This window comes from Priestia sp. TGN 0903 (assembly GCF_050846855.1).
Classification (GTDB): domain Bacteria; phylum Bacillota; class Bacilli; order Bacillales; family Bacillaceae_H; genus Priestia; species Priestia zanthoxyli.
Window position 1 is genome coordinate 1,204,073 of sequence record NZ_JBOZGL010000001.1, and the last position, 12,274, is coordinate 1,216,346.

Here is a 12,274-nt window from a genome sequence, read left to right on the forward strand (position 1 = left end):
ATTTTAGCGTTTATACGTGCTAATATAAAATAGCTGAAGTACTTATGATACAATACTATTGATGAAAAAACATGGTTTAAGCTTATATTGTTTTAACAAGGAGGCTGTATGATGATTGAAGTTTATATAGACGGAGCCACTGCTGGCAATCCTGGTCCTTCTGGAGCTGGTATTTTAATTAAAGGAAATGGTGAACATCATCGTTACGCTATTGCTCTTGGGACAATGACGAATCATGAAGCAGAGTACCATGCACTTCTTCATGCATTAAAAATTTGTTTAGAAAAAAAGTATACGAGCGTATCTTTTCGAACAGACTCTCAGCTAGTAGACCGCGCAATGAACCAAGAATACGTTAAAAATAAAGCGTTTGCTCCTTTACTGGAAGAAGCCCTCAAATTGTCCAGTCAATTTGATTTATTTTTTATAAAGTGGATCCCTAGCTCTCAAAATGCAGGTGCTGATCAGCTGGCCAGACAAGCCATTAATCAAAAAGAAGCAGGAATGTAATCCTGCTTAAATCATACCTGATGACTTTAAATATTGAATGGCTTGTTTTTGATTGCTAATACGATTTGATGTCAAATTCTCGAGGAGCGATACAAAAAAACTGCCGTCAAATTCTTTTTGTACTTTTAGTGTCCATTCAATTGTAAATATGACCATCTCGTCAGCTGCACGCGTATACTGCTGACCAAATGAAATAAATCCACGTGCATCTTCTGCTAAATGAAAGCCTTTTTCTTCAAGATAAAGAAGATACTCTTCAACGGTTTGAGCTGTTTTTGTCACTTTTTCGTCCCATCCTTTTGCAAAGGTTCTTCTTTATCTTAGCTTACTTTTGGCTATTTGACTATGATTTCCCTTCTAAAAAATAGCCAATTGCTCCAAGTGCTACTCCTAAAATGGCTCCGCCAATCACTTCTTCTGGCTGATGACCAAGCATTTCTTTCAAGCGCTGTTCCGTCAAATCGTGAAAGCCTCCGTCTGGAAGACCCGCAAGCTTTTCAATTTCTTCATCTAACGTATTCACTTTAATAGTAATTTCGCCAGTCTGCCTTCGAATTCCTTGTGCATCGTACATCACAATAATTCCAAAAACAGATGCTAACGCAAAGTCAATCGTAGAAACACCTCTTTTTAATGCTACATAGGTAGCCAAAGAAGATACGCCGGCTGAATGAGAGCTTGGCATTCCACCCGACGCAGCAATCATCCGCATATCCCATTTTCCTGTTTGATACTTTTTAATTGGGATTTTTAAAGCTTGTGCTAAACCGATTGATGAAAGAGCAATGACAATTCCTTTATTCATATTGCTTCACCTCATCTATAGTTTGCGATGGATTGACATCTTGTACCCAAGCAAATATTGCCCAACAAAAAACACCCGGCTAATCTGCTGACAGAGCAGACTAATCCCGGCGTTTTTGGAAACAGTTCTGTTATTTTTTACGCTTTTTTTGTGCAGCATTATTCATTTTGGCAGATTCAACTTCAGCATAAGAGCCGAATTCTTGTCCATATTGATTATTTGCACTTTTATTAGCTTCTAACTTCTTGTTAACAGAATTATTTTGGTTTTGTTGCACGTTGAACTCAGAAGCAAACTCCCCAGCATAAGTGTCATTTGCACTTTTTGCACGCTTTGCTTTTTGAGCCTGATTTGCTTTAAACTCAGAAGAGAACTCTTGGTTATAATTATGCTTTGCATTGTTATTCGCTTGCGCATTTTTATTACCTAATTTTTGACGACCCATCGCTATCTCCTCCTATTTGTACCTCGTTGGTACACTATTAGTATGGATCAAGCGGCACGTCATATCCTGTTCAAATTAAGGTAAAAACACCAGAGCTTAGCACGTTTATATTCTTGCTACGTACTCTTTAACCATTTCTTCCGTCACTACTTTACGGCCTGGAATGATGGTATATTTTTGAGACAGCTCATTAATTTCTGCTGTTACAGCGTTAATACCGTCTACAGAAAAGGGCTTCCCTTCTTTGCAGAGAAGCACAGCTGCTTCAATAGCTTGCTCACGTCGAGCTTCTAAGCTGGCAAAAGCACGTACTAATTCGTGCTGTTTTTTAGAATGGGCTGAAATTTCTTTATGTACACTCATGTTCGTTCCTCCATTATATTATGCTGAGTTAGTAAAAATAAGTTAATGTCCTCATAACTGATTTGCTTTTCCGGTAATTCTTTTAAGTTTTTTTCTATCGCTGCAGATTCTTTCTTAATGCTATCCAAAAAGTTTTTCATCTTTTCATTAAAAGCGACTTTCCCGCTTATCTTGCATTGTACAAATTGCTCAATGATGGATTGCTGCCTATCGTCCAGATTTGCCTGCTTACATAAATCGGCAAATAAAATGACAGGGAAACTGCGCTGCTTTACTACTACTTTCAGTGATAAAAATGCACGAATCAGTTGGAGCATCACTTTTATATCCTCTATTGTAACAGAAGATGTCAGATTTCTTTTACTATTTATCGTTAAAATTTTAAAATAATGATATCCCAATGCTTTTAAGGAATATGATTGAGCCATCATTTGCCGGAGTGGCTCAGCAAACGATGACTTCTGATAATAAACAAAAGGCGACCATAGCCACTCATAAAGCGAAGGGTTTGATTTTGTAAACAAATAAATGGTTTTGTACAAATCCCACCCTTGCATATCATAATTGCCTTCTGCTACATTAATGACCTCTTGAGGTCTATTGAGATGAAGATAGCGTGATGCTTTATATTTATATATAAAGCGGACGTCAAAATCACTCGCTAACGTGTCGAGTCCGTAAGCACGGCTCCTTGCTTCACATGCAAACAAAATTTCTACATTATATTCTTTTTCAATTTCCTGTAAACGTTTATTTATGTGTGTAGACATAAAAATTAATGACCCTTTCTTTCCTCCAATACATGTTCTAGCACCGTCATTGTACTTACCAATTCTTGAATTGGAAATTCTTCAGACACGGCCGCTTGCAGCTGTTTGTAATAATCATACCATTCTTCAGATACAGACTGTTTATGCGCTAAAACGTACTGATTCACTAAATAGGTATAGTGTGAATGAAGAGCAGCTTCTTCTTTCGCAATGTAGTGATTAACATCCGGCTTAATACGTTCTAATAAAGCAGCGTGGAGCTTTGCTTTCTCATTTTTTTCAAAAAAGCTTTTATTGTTTTTATACAGTGAAAGCTCTTTTTGATACGATTCATTCTTATCGAATTGATGACTTGTCACAACTTCGCTGCCATTTGGAGGCTCTAACGAGTTCAACGTTGGAGTAAACGTCGGTTCATAGCGCTGTAGCTTTGTGATGATCATTCGATGCCAGTCTTCGATTAATTTTACGATGTATTTTTCGATTCGCAAAGTGGTCGCACGCACTTCTTGCGTTGCGTCGAAGGAAATAGACGTTAACAACTCCTGCAAACACAGGCGCAGCTGCTTTTGCTTTTCACCTCGATCATCTCTTAAGTTTGCCGGACTGAATGCTTCTTTAAAGAAGTCATCGTACCTCACAAACAGACGTTTTTTCACATAAAATAAAAGCTCTTCTAATTCTCGGTCAAACTGCTGTTGTTCATATTCAAAATGAATTTCATGCAGTTTTGCTGCTACCTGCTCATTTTTTATGTGAAGAGATTGAATGTATCGCTTTTTATCGACTTCTGATTTTGTCTGCACCTGTTTCATTTCATTGGCAACTGCTAAAATTTGTTCGAAATCTGCATAGACACTTTGGATAGCAAGCTCTGGTAATTCATAATTTATGAAGCGGTAAAACGCATTTTTGAATGGCAGAAACATTTTATCCTCGTGGTTTTGCAAAGCCTGCAAGCTTGATACCGGGTATAAGCGCGGAAAGCGTATACCATACTGTTCAAGCTGCTCTTTTACGTACGTCTGAACTAACTGCAGCTCTGTATCCGAGCTGGCTAAGTCCGCTGCATTTACTAAGAAAAACATTTTATCAAGCGCAAATACATCTTTTACACGGCCAAGCTGAATAAGAAATTCTCGGTCAGCTTTTGAAAATGCATGATTATAATACGTTACAAATAAAATGGCATCTGCATTTTTGATATACTCAAACGCTACTCCCGTGTGTCTCGCATTGATTGAATCAGCTCCAGGTGTATCAACAAGCGTAATGCCTAAGCGAGTAAATTCACAGTCATAATACAGGTTAATAAATTGAACAAAACACGCTTTTTCTTCCTTGGCTACATAATCATGAAATCCTTCTGTATCCACTACTACTTCTGAACCGATATGATGCTTGACTTCGCCGTAGCCTTTTTCTACTGCCTGTAAAAACGACAAATGCAGCTGCAGCTCTTCTGTTGCCTGCAGGGTCGGAATAATCGCTAGCGCTTCGTCAATTGTTTCTACTTCATGATGAAACAGCTTAAGTGCACCATTTAAATCTTGGATCATCTGCTCGTTTGTTTTCATTTGCACAACAGCTGTTTTATGCGGCCGTTTTTCTGTTGGAGGCATAATTTTATTGATGGTTGCTGTTGTTGGATTCGGAGATACAGGAAGTAATCTTTCTCCAATCAACGCATTAGCAAAAGATGACTTACCGGCACTGAATGCTCCGAATAAAGCTACGGTAAACGTTTGATTTGATAGCTTTTTACGTTTTTCTTGAAGCCTATTAATAAAGCGGTCTAATTTTCCAAATGAACGGAGCTGTTCGAGAACAGCTGATACATCTTGAAGAACCTTTTCTGTTCCTGTTTCATGCACAGCTTCCTCAGGCTGTGAAACTAACTGCTGCTCACTCGCAGCTTCATGCTTTTCTTCAGCTTTCATGATGCCCGTTTCATATTCTTCTTGTAACATATATGACAACTCGTTTGTATCTTCTAGCGTTAGGTCGTCATCAGTTTGCTGTAAAGATTGAAGCAACGCTTTTGTACGTGCCAGTTTTGCTTTCATTTCCTGAAGAGATGTATACGCTTCTTCAAATGCCTCACATTCCTGCAAGTGTTGAGAAATATTCTCACGCTTTACTTCATCTTGCTCCATTTTGCTCTGTTCGATTTGCGCATAGAGCTCGTATAACAATCGCGTGGCTTTTTTCTTAATGTGATCAGCTACATCTTTTGCGTACGTTAAAACATAATCACCATTAATCGTAGCTCCTGCTTTTACCGTTTCAATTAAGTCATGAGGTTCTAACGGAATTTCAAACTGCTGAACCTGGCGTATAAGATCCGGGTCAGTAAGATTTTGATTTTTCACCAGATCTTGCACATATTGCTGCAAGTGCCACTGCAGCTGAGAGGCTGTTCGTTCTTTCATATCGTCAAAAAATAACGTCAGCCGCTCTTTTTTTACTTCCTCGGTCTTTTTCTTAGCAAATAAAAGACCGACTTTGAAATCAGGCTTTGTCGTTTCTAAAAACAGCCTAGCTTTTTCTCTCATTTCATATGGTGTTAAATTGGCGTTGCTTAGTATCTTGCCTGTTTCTTGTTGGTACGTTTCTGCTAACTGCTTTTCAGCACGCTTTATTTCCGCTTCTTTTTCGAGAAGCTGCTCTTTTTGCTGCTTATTTATTTCATGGTTCTCAAGCGTCAGCTTATGGCGCAGCTCGTCATGAATCGTTAACTTTTCTTCTTCTTGGTCTTCAATAAAGGCAAGGTGATCGTCAATTAACATTTGCATCGCATATTGAATATGCTGATGTCGGTTTTCTTTTTCCGTCATCATAGCAAGTAATAGAGATTTTACGTACGAAAGGTCATTATGACGGTTGGCTGGCTCTTTTAACGACGTATAGAAGATTCCTTCTGGTCTAACATTCCACTTTAAAAATGACGTTTCTACAGATTCTTTAAATGCTTGAAATGTTAGCTGATCTTCTTGATGTTTATCGATTTGATTTACAATTAAATAAAGCGTTTTATTAGCTTCTTGCAGCTGTTTTGCAAATTGAAGATTTAATTCTGCCTGCACATGATTATAATCCATCACGTAGAAAATAACGTCCGCTAAGTGAAGAGCTGACTCGGTCGATACACGATGCGCATCATCTGTTGAATCAATCCCCGGTGTGTCCATCACCACAACATTTTTAGGAATAGCGTTTGTCTCGATTGATAAATGAATGGACTCTACTTCATCTCCGTCGACAGCAAACTGCTTAATTTGTTCATACTGATAAGGCGCTTCATAACGCACCGGCGGCTGTTTGCGGTAATAAACGGTTGCATGCTCATCCCCCGCCTTTACTGATACTAAGTTTGCGCTTGTCGGAATAGGACTTGCAGGCAAAATTGCTTGCCCCATTAATTCGTTAATCATACTCGATTTCCCCGCCGAAAAATGTCCGCAAAATGCTACAACAAATTCACCGTTCACCCACTTTTTTAACAGCTGTATTGCTTTTGCTGCCTGCTGTTCATCTCCAGCTGCTTGAAATTGCTTATGTAAATGAAAAAGAGATGCTTCCAATTGGAGATTTTCTTGATGTTTCACACTCACTTTACCCATTATTACTCTACCCCTTTTGCCTCATTCAAGACTGTATTTAAATGTTCTCTATCCATCTTTGTTTCTGCTTATTCTTTCTCTATTTTACTTGATTCACCTACGTTTTCCCATAAAAAACTGAATTTTTAGTTACAAAAACAATAAAAAAAGCTGTCAATAATTTGACAGCTTTGCATTGTATTTATTTACCGTGTATATATTACGCCTTTTGGGCTTTTTCAATATTTTTCATTACATACGTTGTGACGCCAACATATGTAGCAAGTGCTCCGATCACAAAAAGACTAACCATTACGTCCACCACCGTTTCTACTTGATGAAATTGATAATCTTTATCATTTGATTTCATCTTATCATGAAAGATAATCATTTTCAATTAGTTTTGAGATTTTTTTGCAGGAAAGAAACGTCCCGTATTTTGCATGACCTCGCCATAATTTGTTTCATTCGTTAGCGCTTGCTCTTCTAAAGGAATTCTAACGGCTAATATACACAAATTGAAAACAGAAAAAATAGCTAACGTCCAGTATGCCTGAAACATAAGCGGAACTAACACCAATTCTGCCGCTACAACTGTATAATTTGGGTGCTTCATAAACCGATAAGGACCTCTTAGCACAACCTTCGCGTTAGGCAAGACGATAATTTTTGTATTCCAATACTTTCCTAATGAAGAAATAGCCCATACTCTTGCAAGTTGCACAAGCACAAAAAAGCTAAACAACAAAAAAGAAAAGTGATACATTCCACCGTTTAACACATACACTTCCGTAAAAAGAGCAGCAAAAAAAGCGGCGTGCATGCTTACCATCCATTTGTAGTGACTTTGACCAGCTTCGTATGCTCCCTGCTTCTTCATCCAAGCTTCATTTCTTTTGGCAATCACCAATTCACATAGACGCTGTAAGATAATAAATACAAAAAAACTATAAAAAAACAATCGCTTTACCTCCACTCTAATAGAAGCATTTCAGAACTAAATCCAGGACCAAGAGCTGTTAATAAACCGTATTCTTTACTCGGAATTTCTTTCTTCATAAAGCGGTCTAGCACATATAAAACGGTTGCCGAAGACATGTTTCCATGGTTTTTAAGTACATCTAGTGAATCAGCAATCATATTTTCGTTTAGCGATAGCGTTGATACATATGCTTCAAGCACTTTTTTCCCTCCAGGATGAGCAACAAAATGTTTTAAATCCCGACTGGTCAAATTCTGAGTTTGTAAAAAAGACTCAACTTCTCCGCCTAACCACGAATCGATAATAGTGGGAATATCTTTTGAAAAGACAACAAATAACCCATCATTTTTAATCTCCCATCCCATTACGTCTTCGGAATTTGGCATAAGCGTCGATTGTGTATGTAAAATGTAAGGAAAGCTTTTTGAACGGGCAAAAGTGATATCTGCTTCGTCACCTGCGACTAAAGCAGCTGCTACTCCATCAGCAAATAAAGATGTACCGATTAAGTTGCTTTTTGAACGATCATTCCGCTGAAAAGTCAAACTGCACAGCTCAACGGATAATACAAGAACTTTAGCGCGCGGAAAGGCTTTGCAATATTCGTAAGCCCTTGAAAGTCCAGATGCTCCTCCGGCACACCCTAATCCCCATATAGGGATTCTTTTTGTATGGTCTGAAAACGCAAGCTTATTCATAATTCGCGCTTCAATGCTAGGCGTAGCTACACCGCTTGTTGAAACGTAAAAAATAGCATCAATTTCTCCACACGGCAAAGGGGTACTTACATAGTCTTTATTTGTTAAGCATTCTTCAATGGCTTTTGTACCTAATTCAACAGCACATTCTATAAAAGCATCATTTTTTTCTTCGAATGTATGATCTTCTTGAAACCAAGATAAGTCTTTGGCAAAATTACGTTTTTCAATTTGACCATTTTGAAAAACGGTCAGCAGACGATTAATATCTTTAAACGACTCGGAAAAAAGTTCTTTTGCAAATAGCAGCGTGTCTTGCTGAGTTAATTCATAGGGGGGAACTCCAAATCCAACTGAGATAATTTTTGGCATACACTTCACCTCTTTGATTGCGTTACATTTAACATTTGTAATAGCTGGGGATTTATTCAATTCTTTTTTAGTGGAATGGAGGTGAAACATAAAAAAACTTTCCTGTAACTCAGGAAAGTCTACGTTTTGAAGAAGTGTATGTTTGTTGTGCACTTTTATTATAGCGCAAATAATCTGAATGTACAGATACAATTTATGGATTGACGAAAATAAGTGCTTATTTTTTATGAAAAGAAAATGGACATATAGATTTCATCTACATATTCATTGTTGAAATAAGCTTGTTCTTTCATAACACCTTCTTGTTCAAATCCTACCTTTTTATACAATTCGTATGCCACTTTATTAGAAGCAAACACAGTTAAAGAAAGTTTATGAAGATTATTTTCTTTGCACCAGTTTAGCGTATAATTCATAAATTGTTTTCCTATTCCCATTCCCTGTGCTTTTGAAATAAGCCATGTACGGAAGAGCCCCGTGTGGCGCTTCATTTTAATTTCGCCTCTCAGAACACGTGCGATTCCAAGCACTTCACCTTCGACTTCAGCTACAACGTACATGTGATTGTTCTTTTCTACTGATGCAATAAAATCTTGCTCTTCTTGGACTGTGCGCGGCTCATCTTTTTGAATAAATTCCCCGGCCTCAATAATTTCTCTTACCGCTGTTGTAATATGCTCTGCATCACTTGCCTTTGCAGGGCGTATAGTGACTTCACGTCCGTCTTTTGCTTTAAATTTCACTATGTTTTTCTCTGCTGTAATCATCTATATCAACTCCTATATTTTTCACCATTCAGTACTACTATTTTGGTTCTAGCTTGCGTAATTTATCAGTGGTAAAGTTCTGCTTTTCATTTCATCTAACAAGCAATCATGTGCATTTGTTGTATTACCCACGCTTTAAACAAAGCTAAACCATTTTTGAAATATTTATTCTTGCACAGACATCCTAGAAATGCAATTAATTGCGTTAAAGAACTATTATTTCAAATTTTCTTTACAAAAGTGCATAAAAAAGGGGCTGGGACACAACGAAATCACTCCGACCTAAAGACGAACAAATGGGATTAATGAGCTAGAAGCAACGAAACGCATGAAAGCTACGTCCATCTTAACAATAAAAAAATACGAACTAACAACCAATAATTTTGATTATTAGTTGCTAGTTCGTATTTCACTTCGACTAAACTATTTTTGTCCTACTTTTTATTAAAGTCCCATTGAGATATATTTTACTTCTAAATAATCTTCAATGCCGTAATGACTTCCTTCACGTCCAAGACCACTTTCTTTAAAGCCGCCGAATGGAGCTTGAGCTGCAGATGGAGAGCCATCATTTACTCCTACAATGCCGTATTCTAATTCTTCAGATACAAACGTTGCTTCTTTGATGTTTTCTGTAAATACGTAAGCTGCTAAACCATAAGGGCTATTGTTTGCTCGTTCTACGGCTTCTTCTACTGTTTTGAATGTTGCTACAGGTGCCAATGGTCCAAACGTTTCTTCAAACATGCAATTCATGTCATCAGTTACATTTGTGATAATTGTCGGCTCCATAAAGAAACCGTTTTTAGTTGTTATAGCTTGTCCGCCAACTACAACTTTAGCTCCTTTACTTTTTGCATCCGCAATTTGTGCTTTTACTTTCTCAACCGCTTTGTCGTTAATTAGCGGTCCAACTTGTGTACCTTCTTCTAATCCGTTTCCTACTGTTAATTCCGCCGCTTTTGCTGCAAATTTTTTAACGAAAGCATCTGCAATGGATTCTTGTACGTATACACGGTTTGTGCAGATGCACGTTTGACCTGCGTTGACAAACTTAGAAGCAATTACGCCGTTTACAGCAGCGTCTAAATCTGCATTTTCTGTTACGATAAACGGTGCATGACCGCCTAATTCAAGCGATAATTTTTTCACAGTATCAGCAGCACCGCGCATTAGATGTTTACCAACCGCTGTTGAACCAGTAAATGTTAATTTTCGGATGCGTCCGTCTTTTTGCCATGTGTCGCCAATAGCTGCTGCATCTCCAGTAACAACATTGATCACACCTTTTGGAACGCCCGCTTCTTCTGCGAGTTCTACTAAACGAAATGCTGTAAATGGTGTTTCTTCAGATGGTTTTAAAACAATTGTACATCCTGCTGCAAGAGCTGGGGCCACTTTACGCGTAATCATGGCTGCAGGGAAGTTCCATGGCGTAATAGCTGCTACAACGCCAACAGGCTGTTTTTTAACCGTAATACGTTTATGCGTATGATGAGCTGGAATCGTTTCACCATATACACGCTTTCCTTCTTCAGCAAACCAAGCAATATAATCATTGCCATACTGCACTTCACCTTTTGCTTCTACAAATGGTTTGCCTTGTTCCGTTGTCATAATTTCTGCTAGTTGATCTTTATGATTTTCAATAAGTTGATGCCATCTCATTAAAATAGCACTGCGCTCTTGAGCGGTTCTTTTCGACCATGTTTTAAAAGCTGTCGCTGCTGCATCAGCGGCAAGTGCTGCTTCCTTTGAGCCTGCCTTGGGAATTTGTCCTATAACTTCTTTTGTTGCTGGATTAATCACATCAATTTTCTCTTCTGTTGTTGTCCATTCACCGTTAATATATAGTTTGTTCGGATACATCATTCATCCTCCTAGTTGTGTGAATTTCTTTGCGCTGTGTTAACTACACTATATACACTAGCATCTTCGTTGATTTATGAGAACTTCCCTTCTATACTATGGGTATAACAAAAGGTTATAGGTGATAAATATGAAAACAGAATGGCTTGAGTCTTTTATTGAAACAGCCAAAACAAAAAGCTTAAGCAAAGCAAGCGAACAGCTGCATATGACGCAGCCCGCGCTCAGTAAGCAAATGAGAAAACTAGAAGAAGATTTAGGAGTAACATTATTTATTCGCTCCGCTACAGGAGTAGAATTAACCTCAGCAGGTGAAATTCTTTTACAAGAAGGTGAATCCATACTATCAAGCGTTTATGCTCTTCAAAAAAAATTAGTGTCTACGCAAGAAGCTTGTGATTTAACTATCGGAACGTGGCAAAGTATGGCTGCTTTTTACTTACCTTATCAACTGGCTTCTGCTAAAGACCACAATCGCCATATTGATATAAAAACCTCGCATCACTATTATGATTTGTTAGAGCAGTTAGAAAGCAATCAAATTGATGGAGCTTTATTTGATGATCGAGAGATTCAACATACTTACTGGTCAAAATTATTATTCAAAGAAGACTTTTATTTATTTGTGAATGATCAGCACCCGTTAGCCGAAAAAGAAAGCGTATCATTTGAAGATTTCAAAGAAGAACCCATTGTAGTTCTCCCTCCAGGGTGCGATGTTCGGACACTAGTAGAAAAAGCGTACAATCGTCATAACTTAAAAATGTCCATTGCCAATGAAATTGAATTTGCTCAAAGTATTATGGGATTTATTTCAGCTAATTTAGGTATTTCAATTCTCCCTGAAATTTTTATGCGCCATTTACAAAGCTCAAACATTAAAGCATTGCCTATTACAGACTTCAAATTCAAAAGAGAAATTTCATTAGTGGCAAAAAATCCTGACGTGGGGAAAATGCTTTATACACTGTTTTTCAAAACACGATCTTAATAGGAAAGACGACCAAATTAGGCCTAAGTTCCCCATAACAATGAAAAGATCCGAACGATTAATCGTTCGGATCTTCTTCAACTAACATACTTTTGTGCCA

Annotated in this window: 13 protein-coding genes; 2 read left to right on the forward strand and 11 right to left on the reverse strand. The window is 37.8% G+C overall.

The window, feature by feature from the left end:
- Positions 1-111 precede the first annotated feature (111 nt).
- On the forward strand, positions 112-510 hold the full coding sequence (locus ACRPLY_RS06155; RefSeq protein ID WP_033578453.1) for a reverse transcriptase-like protein: 399 nt from the start codon (positions 112-114) through the stop codon (positions 508-510).
- 6 nt (positions 511-516) lie between these two features.
- Here the strand turns inward: ACRPLY_RS06155 and ACRPLY_RS06160 are convergent, their stop codons facing one another.
- From ACRPLY_RS06160 to ACRPLY_RS06210, 11 genes are all read right to left on the reverse strand, one after another.
- A complete protein-coding gene (locus ACRPLY_RS06160) occupies positions 517-792 on the reverse strand; it encodes a DUF6123 family protein (RefSeq protein ID WP_013082383.1) in 276 nt (91 codons plus the stop codon).
- Positions 793-853: 61 nt separating this feature from the next.
- Positions 854-1,315 (reverse strand): divergent PAP2 family protein, encoded by a 462-nt coding sequence (locus tag ACRPLY_RS06165; protein ID WP_013056169.1) that lies wholly within the window; start codon positions 1,313-1,315, stop codon positions 854-856.
- 130 nt (positions 1,316-1,445) lie between these two features.
- Positions 1,446-1,760 carry a hypothetical protein gene (locus tag ACRPLY_RS06170; protein WP_013056168.1) on the reverse strand — a complete coding sequence of 105 codons (315 nt, stop codon included), beginning with the start codon at positions 1,758-1,760 and terminating at the stop codon, positions 1,446-1,448.
- A 105-nt stretch (positions 1,761-1,865) separates the two neighbouring features.
- Positions 1,866-2,123, reverse strand: coding sequence for a DUF2533 family protein (locus tag ACRPLY_RS06175; protein WP_013082381.1), 258 nt, complete (start codon positions 2,121-2,123; stop codon positions 1,866-1,868).
- Complete coding sequence (locus ACRPLY_RS06180) at positions 2,120-2,893, reverse strand: nucleotidyltransferase domain-containing protein (protein WP_432231672.1); 774 nt, start codon at positions 2,891-2,893, stop codon at positions 2,120-2,122. Before ACRPLY_RS06180 ends, ACRPLY_RS06175 begins: the two co-directional genes overlap by 4 nt.
- Positions 2,894-2,898: 5 nt before the next feature.
- Positions 2,899-6,516, reverse strand: a complete 3,618-nt coding sequence (locus ACRPLY_RS06185; RefSeq protein WP_432231673.1) for a dynamin family protein — start codon at positions 6,514-6,516, stop codon at positions 2,899-2,901.
- 199 nt (positions 6,517-6,715) lie between these two features.
- Entirely contained in the window at positions 6,716-6,886 is a 171-nt protein-coding gene (locus ACRPLY_RS06190) for a hypothetical protein (protein ID WP_155017140.1), read from the reverse strand.
- 6 nt (positions 6,887-6,892) lie between these two features.
- Positions 6,893-7,456, reverse strand: coding sequence for an isoprenylcysteine carboxyl methyltransferase family protein (locus ACRPLY_RS06195; RefSeq protein ID WP_028414036.1), 564 nt, complete (start codon positions 7,454-7,456; stop codon positions 6,893-6,895).
- 5 nt (positions 7,457-7,461) lie between these two features.
- A complete protein-coding gene (locus tag ACRPLY_RS06200) occupies positions 7,462-8,547 on the reverse strand; it encodes a type III polyketide synthase (protein WP_098627144.1) in 1,086 nt (361 codons plus the stop codon).
- Between the two features lie 224 nt (positions 8,548-8,771).
- Positions 8,772-9,314, reverse strand: a complete 543-nt coding sequence (locus ACRPLY_RS06205) for a GNAT family N-acetyltransferase (RefSeq protein ID WP_028414038.1) — start codon at positions 9,312-9,314, stop codon at positions 8,772-8,774.
- 444 nt (positions 9,315-9,758) lie between these two features.
- Complete coding sequence (locus ACRPLY_RS06210) at positions 9,759-11,183, reverse strand: NAD-dependent succinate-semialdehyde dehydrogenase (protein WP_335576924.1); 1,425 nt, start codon at positions 11,181-11,183, stop codon at positions 9,759-9,761.
- 130 nt (positions 11,184-11,313) lie between these two features.
- On the opposite strand from ACRPLY_RS06210, the gene ACRPLY_RS06215 reads away from it, so the two are divergent.
- Positions 11,314-12,174 carry a LysR family transcriptional regulator gene (locus ACRPLY_RS06215; RefSeq protein ID WP_335576925.1) on the forward strand — a complete coding sequence of 287 codons (861 nt, stop codon included), beginning with the start codon at positions 11,314-11,316 and terminating at the stop codon, positions 12,172-12,174.
- Positions 12,175-12,274 lie beyond the last annotated feature (100 nt).

What these genes read in the sequence shown, in the direction of transcription:
- ACRPLY_RS06155 (WP_033578453.1), top strand. Translation starts at nt 112, where the DNA reads ATGATTGAAGTTTATATAGACGGAGCCACTGCTGGCAATCCTGGTCCT.
- ACRPLY_RS06165 (WP_013056169.1), bottom strand. Translation starts at nt 1,315, where the DNA reads ATGAATAAAGGAATTGTCATTGCTCTTTCATCAATCGGTTTAGCACAA.
- ACRPLY_RS06170 (WP_013056168.1), bottom strand. Translation starts at nt 1,760, where the DNA reads ATGGGTCGTCAAAAATTAGGTAATAAAAATGCGCAAGCGAATAACAAT.
- ACRPLY_RS06175 (WP_013082381.1), bottom strand. Translation starts at nt 2,123, where the DNA reads ATGAGTGTACATAAAGAAATTTCAGCCCATTCTAAAAAACAGCACGAA.
- ACRPLY_RS06180 (WP_432231672.1), bottom strand. Translation starts at nt 2,893, where the DNA reads ATGTCTACACACATAAATAAACGTTTACAGGAAATTGAAAAAGAATAT.
- ACRPLY_RS06185 (WP_432231673.1), bottom strand. Translation starts at nt 6,516, where the DNA reads ATGGGTAAAGTGAGTGTGAAACATCAAGAAAATCTCCAATTGGAAGCA.
- ACRPLY_RS06190 (WP_155017140.1), bottom strand. Translation starts at nt 6,886, where the DNA reads ATGATTATCTTTCATGATAAGATGAAATCAAATGATAAAGATTATCAA.
- ACRPLY_RS06200 (WP_098627144.1), bottom strand. Translation starts at nt 8,547, where the DNA reads ATGCCAAAAATTATCTCAGTTGGATTTGGAGTTCCCCCCTATGAATTA.
- ACRPLY_RS06205 (WP_028414038.1), bottom strand. Translation starts at nt 9,314, where the DNA reads ATGATTACAGCAGAGAAAAACATAGTGAAATTTAAAGCAAAAGACGGA.
- ACRPLY_RS06210 (WP_335576924.1), bottom strand. Translation starts at nt 11,183, where the DNA reads ATGTATCCGAACAAACTATATATTAACGGTGAATGGACAACAACAGAA.
- ACRPLY_RS06215 (WP_335576925.1), top strand. Translation starts at nt 11,314, where the DNA reads ATGAAAACAGAATGGCTTGAGTCTTTTATTGAAACAGCCAAAACAAAA.